This is a genomic window from Phaeovulum sp. W22_SRMD_FR3 (genome assembly GCF_052113705.1).
Classification (GTDB): Bacteria; Pseudomonadota; Alphaproteobacteria; order Rhodobacterales; family Rhodobacteraceae; genus JBGQOG01.
In genome coordinates this window covers 13,076-31,725 of record NZ_JBGQOG010000013.1, presented here as the reverse complement: position 1 = coordinate 31,725, position 18,650 = coordinate 13,076, and the positions used below count along the sequence as shown (strand labels likewise).

The following is an 18,650-nucleotide window of genomic DNA, read 5'->3' as shown; positions in this document are numbered from 1 at the left end:
ACCGGGCTAGCTTCCCCGCAAACTGAACCACCCGGAAGGCGCCCCGATGTCACATATAGATTACTATTTCTCGACGATCTCGCCCTGGACCTATCTGGTGGGCGACCGTCTGGCCGCCATTGCCGTCAAACATGGCGCCAGCGTCACCTACAAGCCACTCGACGTGATGGCGCTGTTCGACCGCACCGGCGGCACCCGCCCCGCCGACCGCCACCCGAACCGGATGGCGCTGCGCGCGCAGGAGCTGGCCCGCTGGTCGGCGCATCTCGACATGCCGCTGAACCTGAAACCGGCCTTTTCGCCCACCAACCCCGCCCCCGCCTCTTATGCGATCATCGCGGCGCAGGCGGCACTGGCCAAGGGCGCCACGGGCGATCTCGACCTTCTGGTGCGCAGCATCACCCGCGCCGTCTGGGCGGAGGAAAAGAACATCGCCGAGGATGCCGTGGTGCGCGAAAAGCTGACCGCTGCGGGCTTTGACAGCGGCCTTGCGGACAGCGGCCTCTTCATCGGCGCCGAGACCTATGGCCGCAATCTGGAAGAGGCGGTGGAGGCGGGCGTCTTTGGCGCGCCCTTCTTCATCGTGACCGATACCGATCAGCGCTTCTGGGGTCAGGATCGTCTGTCGTTCCTTGATGCGCATCTGGGCAGCCTCTGATGCCGCTGGACGACCGCGCAGGCCATGGCACGCATTGGCAAAGCTGGGGGCATGGGCCGCGCCCGGCCCTCGCCATCCACTGCATGCTGGGGCATTCGGGCCCCTGGGGGCTGATTGGCGAGGCTTTGGGCGCGCAGATCACCCTCACCGGCTTTGACCTGCCGGGGCATGGGAAATCCGCGCCCTGGGCGGGTGAAAGCGAAGCCGGGGGCTATCAAAAGCTGGCGACGCAAGTGGCGGCGAGTTTCATCGACCGTCCCATTGATCTGATCGGCCATAGTTTCGGCGCGCTGGTGGCGCTGCGGCTGGCGGTGGCGGCACCGCAGGCGATCCGCACGCTGACGCTGATCGAGCCGGTGCTGTTCGCCGCCGTGCGCGGCACGCCCGACTGGAAGGCCGTCTGGCCGGGTCAGGCGCAGCTTGAGGCGATGCTGGCCGAGGGCCGCGCCGAAGAGGCCGCCCGCGCCTTCATGGCGGATTGGGGCGCCGGGGTGCCGTGGGAGGCGATGCCCCCCGCACAACGCGCCCGCTTTGCCGAGCAGATGGATCTCGTTCAGGCCGTCACAGCGGCGAATTTCGCCGATCCGGGGAATATCCTGCGCGAAGACGGGCTGGAGGGCATCGACGCCCCGGTGCTGATCATCCGCGGCGAGACCAGCCCCGCGATCATCGCCCCGGTCTGCGAGGCGATTGCCGCGCGGCTGCCCGATGTCGGGCTGGCGGTGGTGCCGGGGGCGGGGCATATGCTGCCCCTCACCCATGCCAGTCAGACCGCCGAGCTGATCGCGCTCAACCTCGAGCGGCAATAGCGCCCAGGAACTGGTCCACTTCCGCTTCGGAGGTGTTCCAGCCACAAACCAGCCGGGCGGTAAGCATCGCCTCGCCCGGCCCTTCCAGGGTCTGATCAAAGGGCCAGAAATAGTAATAGGCGCCCTGCCCCATCGCCTGCGCATGGCCCGCGCGCGGCCAGCCCGCAAAGACCGCATTCGCTTCGGTCGGGTGGGTCAGCTCTGCCCCGGCAGCGACCACGCCCGCCGAGAGGCGCGCGGCCATCGCATTGGCATGGCGGGCATTTTTCAGCCAGAGATCATCCGTCAGATAGGCGAGCATCTGCGCCGAGAGGAACCGGTGCTTGGAAAAGAGATGCCCGCCCCGTTTGCGGCGCAGCTCGAACTCCCAGGCGCGTTTCGGATCAAAGATCACCACCGCTTCCACGCCCATGCAGCCGTTCTTGGTGCCGCCGAACGAGAGCACATCCACCCCGGCCTTCCAGGTCATTTCGGCAGGCGTGCAGCCCGCCGCCACCAGCGCATTGGTAAAGCGCGCCCCATCCATATGCACCGGCAGGCCATGGCCCTTGGCCACGGCACAGAGGGCAGCGACTTCGGCCGCCGAGTAAACGGTGCCGTTCTCGGTGGCATTGGTGATCGAGACCATGCCGCGCTGCACATTATGCACGCCCGAGCGGCCGGTGAAGCGGATCACCTTGTCCAGCGCCTCGGGTGCCATTTTCGCATGCGCCCCCTCGACCAGCACCAGTTTCGCGCCGCCGGTGTAGAACTCCGGCGCGCCACATTCGTCTTCCTCGATATGCGCGTTGCGGTGGCAGAAGATCGCGCCCCAAGGCTGGGTCAGGATGGCGCAGGAGAGCACATTCGCCGCCGTCCCGGTCGCCACCAAATAGACCGCCGCCTCCGGGGCCTCAAAAATCTCGCGGATCCGCGCCTGCACCTCGGCCATGATCGGATCGGCACCATAGGAGGACATGTGCCCGGCATTGGCGGCCTGCAGCGCGGCCATGATCTCGGGCGATGCGCCCCCGGTGTTGTCAGAAGCAAAATTCATGACAGATCCTCAATGATGTAATCTTCCCAATCGTCTTCCGAGACTTCCATCTCCGAGACCGTCCAGCCCTGTACCGATTGCCCGGCCAGATGCACCGAAGCCGGATCGCCGGAGATCAGCGGGTGCCAGTCATAAAGCGGCTGGTTCTGGAACCGCAGCCGGTAGGCACAGGTGCCCGGCATCCAATAGGCGATGTCCTTGATGTTCTTCGGCGTCAGCACCACGCAATCGGGCACGAACTGGTGCCGGTTCTCGTAATGCGCGCATTGGCAGCTGTCGCCATCCAGCAGGCGGCAGGCGACGCGGGTGAAATCCACCTCGCCATTATCCTCATATTCGATCTTGTTCAGACAGCATTTGCCGCAGCCATCACAGAGCGCCTCCCATTCGGTGGGGTTCAGCGAGGTGAGCGGCAGCGTCCAGAATTCGGCGCGTTTCGGCTGTGCTTTGGCGCGGGCGGCAGGGGGCGGCGCGGATTTGCGGCTCATATCGCCTCCAAAATCGCGCGCGCGCGGTCGCAATCGGCCTGCATCTGATCCATCAGCGCGGGCAGGCCATCGAATTTCAGTTCGGGCCGCAGATAATCGACAAAGGCGACCGAGAGGTGATGACCGTAAAGATCCCCTTTGAAATCAAAGATGAAGGTCTCAAGATTGGGGGTGTTCTCGCCAAACATCGGCCGCACGCCCAGGCTGGCGGCACCGTTATAGCTGCCCGCCTGCGGGCCGGTCAGAACGTCCACCTTCACTGCATAGACGCCGAGTTTCGGCAGATGCAGCCCCGCCACCGACATGTTCGCCGTGGGGTAGCCCAGCTCGCGCCCGCGCTTTTCGCCATGGATCACCGCGCCCTCGATCCGGTGCCAATGGCCCAGCATGGCGGCAGCGTCGCGCGGGCGGCCCTCGGCCAAGGCGCTGCGGATCGCGGTCGAGGATACCTCGCAATCCGCGATTTGCAGCAGCGGCGCGATGGTGACGCCAAAGCCATAGGCGGCACCATAGCCCGCCAGCGTCTCTGCCGTGCCCTTGCGGCCCTGACCAAAGCGGAAATCCGCGCCCACGGTGACATGGGAAATCCCGAGCCCCGCCGCCAGCACATCGCGGGCAAAGTCCTCGGGCGACATCGCCGCAAGACCCGCATCAAAGGGCAGCTCATAGAGATGTTCGACGCCGAGTTTGGCCAGACGGTGCCCGCGCGCCTCGGCATTCATCAGCCGGAAGGGCGCTGCGGAAGGCGCAAAGAAGGCACGCGGATGTGGCTCAAAGGTGATCACCCCCAAAGGCGCGCCCTGCCCCGCCGCCGCCGCCCGTTCAATCACCGAGCGGTGCCCCAGATGGACCCCGTCGAAATTGCCCATTGCGACCGAAGCGCCGCGCGCCGTCTGCGGAAGAACCCGCCACTGGGTGTAGGTGTGCATCAGTCCCGCTTTGGCCAGGGGCGGGTCAGCCCCGCCGGATCAGTCGAACTTGCGGCTGGGCGCCAGAACCAGCGCCTCGCCTTTCAAGACCACCGTATCGCCCACAGCGCAGTGGGTTTCAAGCGTGACACGCCGGCGGCCATGATCAATTGCGGTCACTTTCACCTCGGCATAGACCATATCGCCGGGGCGCACGGGGGCCATGAACTTCAGGCTCTGCCCCAGATAGACGGTGCCATGGCCGGGCAATTGCTCGCCGATCACCGCCGAGATCAGACCGGCGGTCAGCATCCCATGCGCAATCCGCCCCTCAAAGATGGTGTCTTGCGCATAGGCCTCATCCAGATGCACCGGGTTGTGGTCGGTGGAGACCTCGGCAAACAGCGCGATGTCACGGTCGGTGACCACTTTGCGCAAATGGCGGGTCATCCCGATCTCCAGATCTTCGATGCAGATCGTCCCGCGGGGAAAATTATCGAGCATCATGTCCCATCCCGACGTTGGTGTTGCGGTGCAGCATAGCCCTGCGCCAAGATTTATGCAATCGCAGCGTAATTATATTCTGCATAAATCGGCATTGCTGGCAACAATATTGCGGGATGGAATCCCGAATTTGAGACAGATCGCAGCAAAAAGGCGCCCCGAGGGGCGCCTGACGGTCGCGGAGCGCGCGGATCTCAGCGCAAACGGCCGATGCTGTAGGTCGGATCCTGCAGCCGCGCCTGCAACCAGCTGTCGAGCAGGGCCGCATGCGGGGCCTCGACATCATCGCCGAACTGCGCCGCCGCCAGACCGCCGGTGACAAACAGGCAGTCAATGCCTTCGCCCGCCGCTCCGGCCACATCGGTCATCACCCCATCGCCAATCGCCAGCAGACGCGGGCTGTCGACGCCGGTTTCCGCCGCCAGTCGGCGGCGCGCGAGGTCATAGATCGGCGGATGCGGCTTGCCGAAATAGAGCGATTCGCCGCCCATATCGGCATAAAGCTCGGCCAGCGCGCCCGCGCAGTAGATCCGGCTTTCGCCCAGATCCACCACGATGTCGGGATTGGCACAGAGGAGTTTCAGCCCGCGGGTTTTGGCGTCGAGAAACCGCGCGCGGTAGTCCTCGGGCACTTCGGTCGTCTCGTCAAAGGGGCCGGTGCAGACGATCCCCTCGGCCTCGGCCAGCGGCACCCGCTCGATCGCGGGGGCATCGGCCCAGGCGGCGGGAATATCGGTGAAAAAGCCGTCATCCTTCTGCGGCCCCAGATGCCAGACCTTGCGGCCCACCGCGCCCGCCAGCATGGCATCCTGCGCGGCATCGCCCGAGGAGACGACCAGATCCCAGGCGTCCCGCGGCACGCCCATCCGGTCCAGCCCCGCAATGACATAGGGGTTCGGGCGCGGCGCATTGGTCAAGAGCACCACCTTGCCGCCGCCCGCGCGGTACGCCTGAAGTGCCGCGATGGCCGCGGGATAGGGCGTCACGCCATTGTGCAGGCAGCCCCAGAGATCGCAGAGCAGCGCGTCATAATTGGTGCCGATGTCAGCAAGCGAGGAGATGATCCGGGTCATGTCAGCGGGCCTTTCGCGGGGAAGGAGGCATCCCGGCACCGGGCCGGAAACAGGTGCAGATGGCGCAAAGATCGGGTGTCGCGCCGCCCCGAAAGGGGCGCGGGCGGCAGAGGCTCGATGCCTCTGCCGCCCGCCGTTCAGATCAGAGTTTCAGCATCGGGATGATTTGCTTTTTGCGGCTCATCACGCCCGGCAGCACCACGGTGTCGCCCGAAACGGTGCAGGGGAACGAGGCTTCGGCCAGAGCCTTGACCAGATCGTTCGGCACCAGCAGCGTGGCTTCTTCGTTCAGAATGTCGACGATGAAGAGAAGTACCTGATCGGCGCCATCCTCGGTCGCCACGCCCGGCATTGCCGCCATCAGCGCGTCTTTGCGGTCAAGCAGAACCTTCGGCGCGGTGGTTTCCAGCACGGAAACGCGGAGCTGTTTGCCGGCGACTTCGTATTCTTTCGAATCCATCCGCAGCAGTTCGGCATCCGAGAAGGCCGAGACATCGGATTTCGCGGCGAACATTTCAGCGGCGAATTCCGGGATCGAGACGCCCAGCTCGGCGGCCAGTTTCTCGGCCACGGCACGGTCATGCGCGGTGGTGGTCGGCGAGCGGAATTCCAGCGTATCCGACAGGATGCACGAGAGCATCGCGCCTTTGATGCCGCGCGGTGCCTTTGCCAGATCATCGCCCATCAGGTCATGCATGATGGTGGCGGTGCAGGCGAGCGGGCGGATGGTGATCTCGATCGGGTTCTTGGTCTTGATGCCGCCGACCAGCAGGTGGTGGTCGATGATGCCCAGAATCTTCGCGTCATTGATCGCGGCGGGCAGCTCAGCCGGGTTGTTGGTGTCGACGATGACGACGCTGTCGTCGGCGGTGACATCCGAGATGATCGCCGGTTTCGCCAGATCCCAGTATTTCAGCACAAAGGCCGCTTCGGTGTTCGGCTCGCCGAGCAGCACGGCTTCGGCCGGGGTGCCTTTCACTTCGGTCAGGTACCAGGCCCAGATGATGGGCGAGCCGGTCGAGTCGGTATCGGGGGATTTGTGGCCAAGAACCTTGATCATGGGTCTATCCGTTCAAAAAGGGGTTTCGCGCGGTGTATACGCAAGGGCGCGGCGCTTGTCACCCGGGAGTGGCGGCCCCTTGCTGCAAAGCCGCCATGCAGAGAGCCGGGCCGGAAGCGGCGGCCGGAAGAGTGACCGCCCGAGGTGTCACAGGGTGTCAGAGCGGCAATCGGGTGAGGGTAAAACCCCGCGCGGCCAACAGCGACAACAGGCCCTGCTCCCCGGGCAGATGCAGCGCGCCCACCGCGACGACGGCCTGCACCGGCGCGCCCCCGGTGCCGGATGCGCCAGCCTCCGCCAGAGTCTTTTCGATCACCGGCACCCAGGCCCGGTTGCGCTGATCCATCAGGATCTCTTGCGCCAGTGCCATCTGCGCCGCCACCGTCTCGGGCGCCATATCGCCCGCATCCAGCGCCATCTGGCGGCTGAGTTCCCAGATCAATTGCGGCACTTCGTTGAAATAGGCGTTTGCCAGCGTGGCCGCATTGTCATCCGCCGTGCGCGCCGAGAGCAGGCTGCCGCGCACCATGTCCAGCTCGTCCTGCGGACTGAGACCAGCGAACAGGCTGAGCACGGTGTCCCATGGCTCAAGCGCCGTGATCGGCACCGCCGCGGCCCGCGCCCGGTCCATCACCTGCGCGTCCAGCCCGTTCATCTTGCCCGCCGCCTGTTGCTCGGCCAGCATGCAGGGCGACATCGACAGCATCATTGTCAGAACCCAGGGCTTCATCTTGGCCGCCATGAACGGCGGCAGACCGCGCTCCAGCGCCGCCGCCGACAGGCTCTCCCATTCCTCCGGGCTCAGCCTTTCGGGCAGCGTCGGGCCGGAGGTGTTGATCATCACCCCCACATCCTCCGCCATCGCCTTTTTCAGCCGCGCCTCCTCCTCCGGCCCCGCCTCGACGAGGAGCGCCGCAGAATCGGGCAGGAAATCGTCGATCCGCGTCACGATCGCCGCATGGCGCGGGTCGTTCATGTGGTAGGTGCCGAGCAGGATCACCCGCGCGCCCGGCCGCTCTGCCTGCCACAGGATGCCATGGCTGTTGGGCACCGCATCCGCCGCCGCCATCAGCGCCGCGCGCTTGTCCGCCGCCATGGAGGCCAAAAGATCATCGCCCGTGCACACAGCCCCCGCCGAGACCGGCGCAACACTCAGAGCCAAAAAGGTCGCCAATCGGCGCAAGGCAGCACACATGAAGAAAATTCCCCGAAAGTTCAGTGGATGAAAGCCAATCCGCAAAGGTCTGACCCGAGACTGCCATGACCCGCCCCCGGATACCAGATAGGCCCCCAGAGCCCCCAGTCCAACCGCCTGGCGCAGGGTGAAGCCGCAATCCGGCAGGCTGAACGGCCCCCACCCGCGGCCCCCGGATGCGCTGCATTCCGCCGGTTTCACCCGGATCCGCCCTGCCCCGAAAATCCGGCACATTTTTCCCGACCCGCCCGTTGACAGGCCCCCTGCCCTTGCCTAACTGTACGGCGCTGGCACTCGCCAAGGCTGAGTGCCAACAGTTTTGAAATGGAAGACTCAAGGGAGTTCTCGAGATGGCATTCACACCGCTGCATGACCGTGTGTTGGTTCGCCGCGTCCAAGGCGACGAAAAGACCAAGGGCGGTCTGATCATCCCCGATAGCGCCAAAGAAAAACCCGCTGAAGGCGAAATCGTCTCCTGCGGCGCTGGTGCGCGCAAAGATTCGGGCGAGCTGATCGCGATGAGCGTCAAAGCTGGCGACAAAGTGCTGTTCGGCAAATGGTCGGGCACCGAAGTCACGATCGACGGCGAAGAGCTGCTGATCATGAAAGAAAGCGACATCCTCGGCATCATCGCCTGAGATCGCTTCTTCCAACCGTAATTTAGACTGACAGGAGCTATATAATGGCTGCCAAGGACGTAAAGTTCTCCACCGACGCCCGCGACCGGATGCTGAAAGGCGTCAACATCCTCGCCGATGCCGTCAAAGTGACCCTGGGCCCGAAAGGCCGCAACGTGGTCATCGAAAAATCCTTCGGTTCGCCGCGCATCACCAAAGACGGTGTGTCGGTTGCCAAAGAGATCGAACTCTCGGACAAGTTCGAGAACATGGGCGCGCAAATGGTGAAGGAAGTCGCTTCCCGCACCAATGACGAAGCTGGCGACGGTACCACCACCGCCACCGTGCTCGCTCAGGCGATCATCAAAGAGGGTCTGAAAGCGGTTGCCGCTGGCATGAACCCGATGGACCTGAAGCGCGGCGTTGATCTGGCCACCACCAAAGTCGTGGAAGCCATCAAAGCAGCCTCGCGTCCGGTGAAAGACAGCGACGAAGTCGCGCAAGTCGGCACCATCTCGGCAAACGGCGAAGCTGTCATCGGCCGCTTCATCGCCGACGCCATGCAAAAAGTTGGCAACGAGGGTGTGATCACCGTCGAAGAAAACAAAGGCATGGAAACCGAAGTTGAAGTCGTTGAGGGCATGCAGTTCGACCGCGGCTACCTCTCGCCCTACTTCGTCACCAACCCGGACAAGATGATCGCAGATCTGGAAGACTGCCTCATCCTGCTGCACGAGAAAAAACTCTCGTCGCTGCAGCCGATGGTGCCGCTCTTGGAGCAAGTGATCCAGTCGCAAAAACCGCTGCTGATCATCGCTGAAGACGTTGAAGGCGAAGCGCTGGCGACCCTCGTGGTCAACAAACTGCGCGGCGGCCTGAAAATCGCGGCTGTGAAAGCACCGGGCTTTGGCGACCGTCGTAAAGCCATGCTGCAAGACCTCGCGATCCTGACCGGTGGTCAAGTGATCTCGGAAGATCTGGGCATGAAGCTTGAGAATGTCGGCATGGACATGCTGGGCCGCGCCAAGAAAATCACCATCACCAAAGAAAACACCACGATCGTGGACGGTGCTGGCGACAAGGCCGAGATCGAAGCCCGCGTGGCACAGATCCGCACCCAGATCGAAGAAACCTCGTCGGATTACGACCGCGAGAAACTGCAAGAGCGCGTGGCCAAACTGGCTGGCGGTGTTGCTGTCATCCGCGTTGGCGGCATGACCGAGATCGAAGTGAAAGAGCGCAAAGACCGCGTTGACGATGCCCTGAACGCGACCCGTGCGGCCGTGCAGGAAGGCATCGTGGTCGGCGGCGGCGTCGCCCTTGTGCAGGCAGCGAAAGTGCTGATCGGCATGACCGGCGCCAACTCGGACCAGGAAGCAGGCATCGCCATCGTGCGCCGCGCGCTGGAAGCGCCGCTGCGTCAGATCGCGGAAAACGCTGGCGTCGACGGCGCTGTCGTGGCCGGCAAAGTGCGCGAGTCGACCGACCTGTCGTTCGGCTTCAACGCTCAAACCGAAGAGTACGGCGACATGTTCGCGTTCGGCGTCATCGACCCGGCGAAAGTCACCCGTACCGCGCTGGAAGATGCAGCCTCGATCGCGGGCCTCTTGATCACCACCGAAGCCATGATCGCCGACAAACCGGAGCCGAAAGGCGCAGGCGGCGGCATGCCCGATATGGGCGGCATGGGCGGCATGGGCGGCATGATGTAATCATCGCCCCTCACGGGACGGAAAAGGGCGCCTCCGGGCGCCCTTTTTCATGCGCAATCGTTTGGGCCCGCCTGTGCCTGCCCCTGCCCGCATACGCACTGCCCGCCCCACACCCACTGCGCGCCTGCCCCGTACCCGCCCCATACGCGCCGCGTGCCAACCGCATGCGTGCCGCGCAGCAGCGGCGCGCCTGCCCGCGTCTGGCGGGGCAAAATAAGCTTGCAATTCGGATGGTGATCACCGATACAAGCACAGCAATGCTTTCTCTATCGACCTTCTGTTTCCTTACGGCTTCAGTTCTCGATCTTGATCTGACGGAGCCGGGCCACCGCAGTCTCGTGGGTGGCAATTAAACAGGAGTATACACGATGGCCAACGGCACCGTGAAATGGTTCAACGCAACCAAAGGTTTCGGCTTTATCGCACCGGAAAATGGCAACCGTGACGTGTTCGTGCACATCTCGGCTCTCGAGCGTGCAGGCATCCGCGCGCTGAACGACGGCCAAGCGGTTACCTTCGACATCGAAGCCGGCCGTGACGGTCGCGAATCGGCGACGAACCTGGCGCTGGCATAAGCCACACCAGACAGGTCGAGAGACCGGTCAAACGGATCAGGGCGCCTTCGGGCGTCCTTTTTCATATCTGCCGCCATTTCATATCTCCCGCCAGGATGAAATCGGCTCCGCCGCGCCCTTGGCACGGCAAGAGTGTCCCCCAAAGGGCAGGACCAGATTGTCGGGCCAAGACGATCAACGCCCCCTTCCCCTGCCGCAGGCACCGGATCTCAGCCCCAGCACGCGGCGAAACTGCAAAGCGCGGCCCCCGCCGCTCGGGGCCCGCAGGCGGGCCTCCCTGCCTCGCAACACCCATCATGACCACTGCCCAGCGTCCGGCACCGCCCCGACCAAAGCGATCAGCGCGGCCACGACGGCGCCAAAACCATAGGCGCGGCCATTGCCGCTCCGGCTCCACCAGGCGGCCTTCCTGCACCGCCACACCCCATCATGGCCCCTGCACAGCGTCCGGCACGGCACTGACCAAAGCGAGGCCGCATTGCCGCGACAGCACGGAAACCCGTGGCGTGGCACAAAAAAACTCCGCCCGAGGGCGGAGCGGAGCGGCGATCAATGCCGCTCAGTCGTGTCACCACCATCGGGACGGTAGGGTGTTGCAGCACCCTATGGCAGAACCCGATGCGATGACAGGTTCAGGCGGGGACCTGCGCGGGCTCAAAGTGGTAGCCAACCTGCCGCAGATCGCGGCGCTTCAGCACCGGCAAACAGGGCACGGTGGAGAACCGGCGCAGCGGAACATCTGGCATCTTCGACATGGCCTCCACCGCCATCGGCCCTTGCAAGAGCGATTCAGCGGGCATTCCTTCGGCCACCAGCAAGCAATGGCGCGCACACAGAAGGTGATGATAGGTGATGCCGGTCAGGCCGCTCACTTCGGTGATGCATTCGCCGTTCAGCAGGTATTTCACCGGCACCAACACCGTTTCAGACCCGAATTCATCGCGGAAACGCGGATGGCGGATGCTGACCCGATGTTGCGGCGACAGACGCAGCGGGCGCTCCGGCAGGCCGCGGCCAAAGGTATCGGCCGCAATCTCGATCGGCCGGTGCCGCTGATGACGCTCCCAGACCAGCGGCTGCTCCAGAGTGCCCTTCCAGAGCAGAGGCACCATTCCGCCCTCCGCATCCATCAGCAGATCCCCCGGCACCAGCTCCTCCACGCTGCGGTAGCCCTTTTCGGTCAGGATGCGGGTTCCGGCGGCGAAGCACAGCGGTGCCTTGTCGACCAGATCATAGCCGATGGGATCCACGTCGATCACCAGCGCGATCATGCCGGTGGCGCTTGGCAAGCCATCCGGAAAGATGAACGTCAGCTGCCCGGTGGTGACACTTTGCACCAGAATCATATCTTTGGCGGTGCCAAGCGGCACGGTCAGCCCCAGGAGATTGACGCCGGGCTGGGCCGTGCCCGAGCCCACAACAACATAGTCGGATCCATTCAGCGCGATCGTCTCCCCGACCGTGGCCTTGGCATTGTCATCGGTCAGCGTCACGCCGGAATTCACGGCACCGAAGCTTCCCAACACGATCGTTTGCTGCGAGGCCAACAAATTCGTCGTCAACAATGCCCCATTGTAGACCCGCGTCTGAACTGTCGTATCCATGCCCACACCTTCTGATAGCCAACCATACTTTCGCGCTTAGGTTGAGGGTGGCATTTGGGGGCACCTCGTCAATAGTCTTAATAAGGTCTTAACACCCGCTCTCCCGGTGAAGACTGGCACATCCCCAGGTTGCATGGGTAAATTCACCTTGCCTCAAATTGCGATCAAATTGATAATTTATAAAGATTTCAGCATTTTACATCCTAGGGTTGTTAAATCCCCGACGGCGTGGTCCGCCCCGGTGCGGGGCTGCGTAAGGTCGCTAAATTTCGAAAGAAAAATTCCGGTTCTGCGCGGATTCATGCCTAAAAAATTGGCACGATCGGCAGAAGCGCTCGGATTGCCCCCGGCCGGCCGGGCTCCGAACTGTCGAGTTGATGATCGCCAGACCCCCGATTCGTCATCTGCCGCAGGGCCACATCATTGATAGGCCGGGGCCGTTGGCCCGCACGGGGCGGCAACCGATGTCGCGACGCGAAGACCGCGGTGAGACCAGGGCAGAAGCGCCCTCGGGGCCAGTCCGCTGCCGCCGGACACCAAAGCACCCCTGGGCCCCCAGCGGGCGCCAGAAGGGCAGAAACATGCTTGCGGGCAAGGTCCCCTCCGGCGCGGTCTGCGCCTGGCGCTAGTGCACGTCCCAGTCGTCGTCATGCCCCACCGGGCCCATCGACAACCAATCCGCCCGCACACGCGCCACACGGGTGTCGCCCCAGGTGCGGAACACAATGATAAAGCCTTCGGTGGTGATCATATCGGAGGAAATATCCATCCGGCCGTTGTGTTTCTGATCCAGATCCCACATCGACAGCGAGACTTGCACCACCGGCGGCACCTTGTAGGGGGCGGAAAACTCGACCAGACGCCGCAATTCGCGCGGTCCGTCGCCGGTCCACATCACGCCGCCGTCCTGATAATCCGAGAACAGCACGAGAGAACCACGATCAATTCCCATCGTGTAGCCATCCATACGCAGCATGCTCTGTGCTCCCCCCTGTCTCCACTCAGGTGTAAACCGAGACGGTGCCAGAAAAAAGGGCCGCGTGCGGGCAAAGGGCCGGGATGACATCTCTCTGTCGCAAAAGAAAAGCCCCGGATCTCTCCGGGGCTTTGACAGCATGCGATGAAGCGCCGCTTACTCGATGAAATTGGCGTGGTCGTGATCCAGACCGATATGGGTCCCGATCGCCACCATATCCGCCAAGAGTTTGGCAGTGGCATCCACCATATCCGATGCCGCGCCCTTATGCGCCGCATGGGCATCCGCGAGCATTTGCGAATAGACCTTCTGGGTCATTTCATCCACCGGATGGCCGCGCTCGGCGAGGACGGTGACGCCCTCGGGACCGATCTCGGCAAAACCCCCGGTCACCGCATATTCGGTGATGCCCTCAGCTGTCACCACGGCCAGAATGCCCGGACGCAGCGTCGTGATCGTCGGCGCGTGGCCCGGCATCGCGGTCATATCGCCATCGGCGCCCGGAATCATCACCTCGGTGGCCTGAACAGAAGCGAGCTTCCGTTCAGGGGAGACGAGGTCGAACTGCATCGTATTGGCCATTCCTGCCCCCTTACGCTGCGTCTGCAGCCAGGCGCTGTGCCTTGGCGATCACTTCGTCGATGCCGCCAACCATGTAGAAGGCCGCTTCGGGAAGGTGGTCGTATTCGCCGGCCACAACCGCTTTGAACGACTTGATCGTGTCTTCCAGCGGCACCTGTTTGCCGTCGGCACCGGTGAACACTTTCGCCACGTCGAACGGCTGCGAGAGGAAACGCTGGATTTTCCGGGCGCGGGCCACGGTCAGCTTGTCCTCTTCCGACAGCTCGTCCATCCCGAGGATGGCGATGATGTCTTGCAGCGATTTGTAGCGCTGCAGGATACCTTGCACCGAACGGGCAACGTCATAGTGCTCTTGGCCCACGATCATCGGGTCCATCAGACGCGAGGTCGAGTCGAGCGGGTCAACCGCCGGATAGATCCCGAGTTCCGAGATGGCCCGGTTAAGGTTGGTGGTCGCGTCGAGGTGGGCGAACGAGGTGGCCGGCGCAGGGTCGGTCAAGTCATCGGCCGGCACGTAAATCGCCTGCACCGAGGTGATCGAGCCACGCTTGGTCGAGGTGATGCGTTCTTGCAGCGCGCCCATGTCGGTCGCCAGCGTCGGCTGATAGCCCACGGCCGACGGGATACGACCCAGAAGCGCCGACACTTCCGAACCCGCTTGGGTAAAGCGGAAGATGTTGTCGACGAAGAACAGAACGTCGGTGCCCGACTGATCGCGGAACTGCTCGGCCAGGGTCAGACCCGACAGCGCCACGCGCATACGCGCTCCCGGCGGCTCGTTCATCTGACCGTACACCAGAGCCACTTTCGACTCTTCCATGTTGTCGAGGTTGATAACGCCCGACTCGATCATCTCGTGGTAAAGGTCGTTGCCTTCACGGGTCCGCTCACCAACACCGGCGAACACGGAGAAACCCGAGTGCACTTTGGCGATGTTGTTGATCAGTTCCATGATCAGAACGGTTTTGCCCACGCCGGCGCCGCCGAACAGACCAATTTTACCGCCCTTTGCATAGGGAGCCAGCAGGTCGATGACCTTGATGCCGGTGACGAGCACGACGCTCTCGGTCGACTGATCCGCAAAGTCCGGGGCCGGTTGGTGGATCGCACGGGTTTCGGTCGCGTTGACCGGCCCACGCTCGTCCACCGGCTCGCCGATGACGTTGAGGATACGGCCGAGGGTCGCGTTGCCCACCGGGATCGAGATCGGCGCGCCGGTGTCTTCGACGCGAGCGCCGCGCACCATACCCTCGGTACCGTCCATCGCGATGGTCCGCACGGTGTTTTCGCCGAGGTGCTGGGCAACTTCCAGCACCAGTTTCTTGCCGTTGTTCTCGGTGACCAGCGCGTTGAGAATGGCCGGGAGGCTATCCTCGAACTGGACGTCGACAACGGCGCCGATGACTTGCGTCACTTTGCCAATTGCTTGGGTCATTACGTTTCTCCGTCTCGATCAGAGCGCCTCGGCGCCCGAAATGATTTCGATGAGCTCTTTGGTGATCGCGGCCTGACGCGAGCGGTTGTACTGGATCGTCAGCTTGTTGATCATGTCGCCCGCGTTGCGGGTGGCATTGTCCATCGCCGACATCCGGGCACCCTGTTCAGAGGCACCGTTCTCCAGCAGCGCCGCAAAGATCTGCGTCGCCACACCCCGCGGCAGAAGGTCGGCCAGAATGGCCTCTTCCGACGGTTCGTAGTCGTACAACGCCGAGGCCTGCGCCCCATCGGTGTCAAACTGCGCGGGGATCACCTGATGCGCGGTCGGGATCTGGCTGATCACCGACTGGAAGCGGTTGTAGAACAGGGTCGCCACGTCGAACTCGCCTGCTTCAAACCGTCCCAACACGTCGCGGGCGATTGCCTGCGCCGTGTCATAGCCCATGCGCTTGACCTCGGAGAGGTCGACATGGCCCACGAAATACGCGCCCAGATCGCGCTTCAGCTGATCACGCCCCTTTTTGCCGACGGTGAGAATTTTCACCGTCTTGCCTGCCGCCAGCAACGCCTGCGCCCGCGCACGGGCCAGCCGCACGATGGTGGAGTTGAAGCCGCCGCACAGGCCGCGCTCAGAGGTCAGTACAACCAGAAGCTGGATCTGGTCAGAGCCCGTCCCGGCCAGAAGCCGGGGCGCGCCATCCGAGCCGCCGACCGAAGCCGCCAACCCTGCCATCACTGCATTCATCCGCTCGGCATAGGGCCGGGCAGCCTCGGCGGCATCCTGGGCGCGGCGCAATTTTGCAGCCGCGACCATTTGCATCGCCTTGGTGATCTTCCGCGTGTTCTTAACGCTGGCGATCCGGTTTTTCAGGTCCTTAAGGCTGGGCATATCCCTGTCCTTTCACCTGCCGCTTACGCGAAGGTCTTGGCGAAATCTGCGATTGCAGCCTTGATACGGTCCTCAGCGGCGCCCTTGATCTTCGGATCTTCAGTGGTGATCCAGTTCAGAAGGTCGGCACAGTTGGTCCGCAGGTGAGCGAGCAGGCCAGCTTCCCAGCGGCCGACTTCTTTCACCGGCACCGAGTCGAGGTAGCCTTTGGTACCTGCGAAGATGACGCAAACGATTTCCGCGTTGGTCAGCGGGGCGTATTGCGGCTGCTTCATCAGTTCCGTCAGGCGTGCGCCACGGTTCAGCAGTTTCTGCGTCGAAGCGTCGAGGTCCGAACCGAACTGCGCAAAGGCCGCCATTTCGCGGTACTGTGCCAGTTCCAGTTTCACCGGACCTGCGACGGATTTCATCGCATTGGTCTGCGCCGAGGAGCCCACGCGCGACACCGACAGACCGGTGTTCACGGCCGGACGAACGCCCTGGTAGAACAGTTCGGTTTCCAGGAAGATCTGGCCGTCGGTGATCGAGATCACGTTGGTCGGGATATAGGCCGACACGTCACCCGCCTGGGTTTCGATGATCGGCAGTGCGGTCAGCGAGCCCGAACCGAAATCTTCGTTCAGTTTCGACGAACGCTCGAGGAGACGCGAGTGCAGGTAGAACACGTCGCCCGGATAGGCTTCACGGCCCGGCGGGCGGCGCAGCAAGAGCGACATCTGGCGATAGGACACGGCCTGTTTCGACAGATCATCATAGATGATCAGCGCGTGGCGGCCGCTGTCGCGGAAATATTCCGCCATCGCGGTGCCCGAATAGGGGGCCAGGAACTGCATCGGTGCCGGGTCGGAAGCGGTGGCGGCGATCACGGTGGTGTAAGCCATCGCGCCGGTTTCTTCCAGTTTCTTCACCAGCTGTGCCACGGTCGAACGCTTTTGACCCACGGCGACATAGAAGCAGTGCATCATCGCGGCGGGGTTCGCCTCGTTGTACGACTTCTGGTTCAGAATGGTGTCGAGCGCGATTGCGGTCTTGCCGGTCTGACGGTCACCAATGATCAGCTCGCGCTGGCCACGGCCGACCGGGATCATCGCGTCAACCGATTTCAGGCCGGTTGCCATCGGTTCGTGAACCGATTTCCGCGGGATGATGCCCGGGGCTTTCGAGTCCGCAACGCGACGCTCGGCGTACATGATCGGGCCTTTGCCGTCGATCGGGTTGCCCAGACCGTCCACAACGCGGCCCAGCAGGCCTTCGCCCACCGGAACGTCCACGATCGACTGGGTCCGCTTGACGACGTCGCCTTCCTTGATGTCGCGGTCAGCACCGAAAATAACGATACCGACGTTGTCGACTTCAAGGTTCAGCGCCATGCCGCGGATGCCGCCCGGGAATTCGACCATTTCACCCGCTTGGATGTTGTCGAGCCCGTGCACACGCGCAATACCGTCACCGACGCTCAGCACACGGCCGATTTCGGCGACTTCGGTGGCGTGACCGAAGTTTTTGATCTGGTCCTTGAGGATCGCAGAGATCTCAGCTGCTTGGATGCCCATTATCCGACCTCTTTCATGGCAGTCTGGAGGGAAGCGAGCTTCGAGGCGACCGAGGTGTCGATCATCTTCGAGCCCAGCTTGACGATCAGGCCGCCGATGAGGGACTCATCAACGGACAGGTTCAGTTTCACGATCTTGCCGGTTTTGGCCGAGAGGGCCGCGGCAAGTTTGTCGGCCTGCGCCGGAGAAAGAACTTCTGCGGCGGTCACATCAGCGGTGACTTCGCCTTTGGCTTCCGCGATCAGCGCGTTCAGCGCCGACAGCAGTTGCGGCAGCACGAACAGACGGCGTTTGCCGGCCATCAGCGCCAGCGTGTTGGCCATCAGCGGGGACAAGCCCATCTGCGCCACAACGGCGGCCATCGCATTGGCCTGCGCTTCGCGTGCGTAGAGCGGCGAAGAGATCAGGTCACGCAGATCAGCGCTGGTGGCCAATGCAGCGGCCAGTGCAGCAATATCGCTTTCAAGGGCGGCAAAACCGCCGGCTTCTTGCGAAAGCTCGAACACGGCCGAGGCATAGCGCCCGGCGATGGCTGCGGAAATCGAAGCTGGTTCGGACACGTCAACCCTTCCGATAACTTGCCCCCTCCCATCTGGTGACAGGATAGAGGCTCCCCATGGCGTGCGAGGGACCCCGCACGTCTCAATTCGGGGTTCGTGTAGCAGAGCCCTGTTTACCCCGCAACCGCCTTGCACAACAGAATGTGAAGATCTGCGGGTCATTCTGCCGCAGAATCGTCTCGGGAGCGGCCCTGATTTGCTGCGCCGCCGCGTCAACAGGCAATTTGGCGGAAAACCGGCCCGATTGCCCGCTTTGGCACCCCCCTGTCGCCGCTGTCCGGCGCCCGCGGCACGGAATCATTTCCGCACCAATCCGGGGGTGCCGGCCCCCTGCCCGCCCCCCCCCTGCGCGCACATCGCCCGCCCTTAGCCGCCCGCAGGTCGCCGCGCCGTCTGACGCCGCGAAAGGCCCGA

General features: G+C 63.4%; 19 protein-coding genes. 5 read left to right on the top strand and 14 right to left on the bottom strand.

Going from position 1 to position 18,650, the window contains the following annotated elements; translation table 11 throughout:
• The first annotated feature begins 46 nt into the window (after nt 1-46).
• Complete coding sequence (locus ACEN2S_RS15585) at nt 47-658, top strand: 2-hydroxychromene-2-carboxylate isomerase (protein WP_441867531.1); 612 nt, start codon at nt 47-49, stop codon at nt 656-658.
• Complete coding sequence (locus ACEN2S_RS15580) at nt 658-1,467, top strand: alpha/beta fold hydrolase (protein WP_441867529.1); 810 nt, start codon at nt 658-660, stop codon at nt 1,465-1,467. The genes ACEN2S_RS15585 and ACEN2S_RS15580 overlap by 1 nt, the downstream gene beginning before the upstream one ends.
• On the opposite strand, the gene ACEN2S_RS15575 is transcribed toward ACEN2S_RS15580, so the two are convergent.
• From ACEN2S_RS15575 to ACEN2S_RS15545, 7 genes are all read right to left on the bottom strand, one after another.
• Nucleotides 1,448-2,503 (bottom strand): threonine aldolase family protein, encoded by a 1,056-nt coding sequence (locus tag ACEN2S_RS15575; protein ID WP_441867527.1) that lies wholly within the window; start codon nt 2,501-2,503, stop codon nt 1,448-1,450. The two genes, ACEN2S_RS15580 and ACEN2S_RS15575, sit on opposite strands and share 20 nt — an antisense overlap.
• Entirely contained in the window at nt 2,500-2,991 is a 492-nt protein-coding gene (locus ACEN2S_RS15570; protein ID WP_441867525.1) for a YcgN family cysteine cluster protein, read from the bottom strand. Before ACEN2S_RS15570 ends, ACEN2S_RS15575 begins: the two co-directional genes overlap by 4 nt.
• On the bottom strand, nt 2,988-3,920 hold the full coding sequence (locus ACEN2S_RS15565; RefSeq protein WP_441867523.1) for a bifunctional riboflavin kinase/FAD synthetase: 933 nt from the start codon (nt 3,918-3,920) through the stop codon (nt 2,988-2,990). Before ACEN2S_RS15565 ends, ACEN2S_RS15570 begins: the two co-directional genes overlap by 4 nt.
• A gap of 39 nt (nt 3,921-3,959) precedes the next feature.
• Nucleotides 3,960-4,403, bottom strand: a complete 444-nt coding sequence (locus tag ACEN2S_RS15560; protein ID WP_441867705.1) for a MaoC family dehydratase — start codon at nt 4,401-4,403, stop codon at nt 3,960-3,962.
• Nucleotides 4,404-4,597: 194 nt separating this feature from the next.
• Nucleotides 4,598-5,476, bottom strand: coding sequence for a TIGR01459 family HAD-type hydrolase (locus tag ACEN2S_RS15555; RefSeq protein ID WP_441867521.1), 879 nt, complete (start codon nt 5,474-5,476; stop codon nt 4,598-4,600).
• Nucleotides 5,477-5,618: 142 nt separating this feature from the next.
• Complete coding sequence (locus ACEN2S_RS15550) at nt 5,619-6,536, bottom strand: manganese-dependent inorganic pyrophosphatase (protein WP_441867519.1); 918 nt, start codon at nt 6,534-6,536, stop codon at nt 5,619-5,621.
• A 157-nt stretch (nt 6,537-6,693) separates the two neighbouring features.
• On the bottom strand, nt 6,694-7,698 hold the full coding sequence (locus tag ACEN2S_RS15545; RefSeq protein WP_441867517.1) for a TraB/GumN family protein: 1,005 nt from the start codon (nt 7,696-7,698) through the stop codon (nt 6,694-6,696).
• 383 nt (nt 7,699-8,081) lie between these two features.
• Here ACEN2S_RS15545 and ACEN2S_RS15540 point away from each other — a divergent pair, with 383 nt between their 5' ends.
• The 3 genes from ACEN2S_RS15540 (at nt 8,082) to ACEN2S_RS15530 (ending at nt 10,635) form a co-directional block, all read left to right on the top strand.
• Complete coding sequence (locus tag ACEN2S_RS15540) at nt 8,082-8,369, top strand: co-chaperone GroES (protein ID WP_441867515.1); 288 nt, start codon at nt 8,082-8,084, stop codon at nt 8,367-8,369.
• Nucleotides 8,370-8,413: 44 nt separating this feature from the next.
• On the top strand, nt 8,414-10,060 hold the full coding sequence (gene groL / locus ACEN2S_RS15535) for a chaperonin GroEL (protein WP_441867513.1): 1,647 nt from the start codon (nt 8,414-8,416) through the stop codon (nt 10,058-10,060).
• A gap of 368 nt (nt 10,061-10,428) precedes the next feature.
• Nucleotides 10,429-10,635: a cold-shock protein gene (locus ACEN2S_RS15530; protein ID WP_441867511.1), complete on the top strand. Its 207-nt coding sequence runs from the start codon at nt 10,429-10,431 to the stop codon at nt 10,633-10,635.
• Between the two features lie 632 nt (nt 10,636-11,267).
• On the opposite strand, the gene ACEN2S_RS15525 is transcribed toward ACEN2S_RS15530, so the two are convergent.
• From ACEN2S_RS15525 to ACEN2S_RS15495, 7 genes are all read right to left on the bottom strand, one after another.
• Entirely contained in the window at nt 11,268-12,239 is a 972-nt protein-coding gene (locus ACEN2S_RS15525; RefSeq protein ID WP_441867509.1) for a Hint domain-containing protein, read from the bottom strand.
• A gap of 625 nt (nt 12,240-12,864) precedes the next feature.
• Nucleotides 12,865-13,215 (bottom strand): H-type lectin domain-containing protein, encoded by a 351-nt coding sequence (locus tag ACEN2S_RS15520; protein WP_441867507.1) that lies wholly within the window; start codon nt 13,213-13,215, stop codon nt 12,865-12,867.
• A 156-nt stretch (nt 13,216-13,371) separates the two neighbouring features.
• The gene (locus ACEN2S_RS15515; protein WP_441867505.1) at nt 13,372-13,797 is read right to left on the bottom strand and encodes a F0F1 ATP synthase subunit epsilon; all 426 of its coding nucleotides are present in this window, start codon (nt 13,795-13,797) and stop codon (nt 13,372-13,374) included.
• A gap of 10 nt (nt 13,798-13,807) precedes the next feature.
• Entirely contained in the window at nt 13,808-15,232 is a 1,425-nt protein-coding gene (gene atpD / locus ACEN2S_RS15510) for a F0F1 ATP synthase subunit beta (RefSeq protein ID WP_441867503.1), read from the bottom strand.
• Nucleotides 15,233-15,250: 18 nt separating this feature from the next.
• Nucleotides 15,251-16,123: a F0F1 ATP synthase subunit gamma gene (locus ACEN2S_RS15505; RefSeq protein ID WP_441867501.1), complete on the bottom strand. Its 873-nt coding sequence runs from the start codon at nt 16,121-16,123 to the stop codon at nt 15,251-15,253.
• Between the two features lie 23 nt (nt 16,124-16,146).
• Nucleotides 16,147-17,676 (bottom strand): F0F1 ATP synthase subunit alpha, encoded by a 1,530-nt coding sequence (gene atpA, locus ACEN2S_RS15500; protein WP_441867499.1) that lies wholly within the window; start codon nt 17,674-17,676, stop codon nt 16,147-16,149.
• Entirely contained in the window at nt 17,676-18,236 is a 561-nt protein-coding gene (locus tag ACEN2S_RS15495; protein ID WP_441867496.1) for a F0F1 ATP synthase subunit delta, read from the bottom strand. Before ACEN2S_RS15495 ends, atpA begins: the two co-directional genes overlap by 1 nt.
• Between the last annotated feature and the right edge of the window lie 414 nt (nt 18,237-18,650).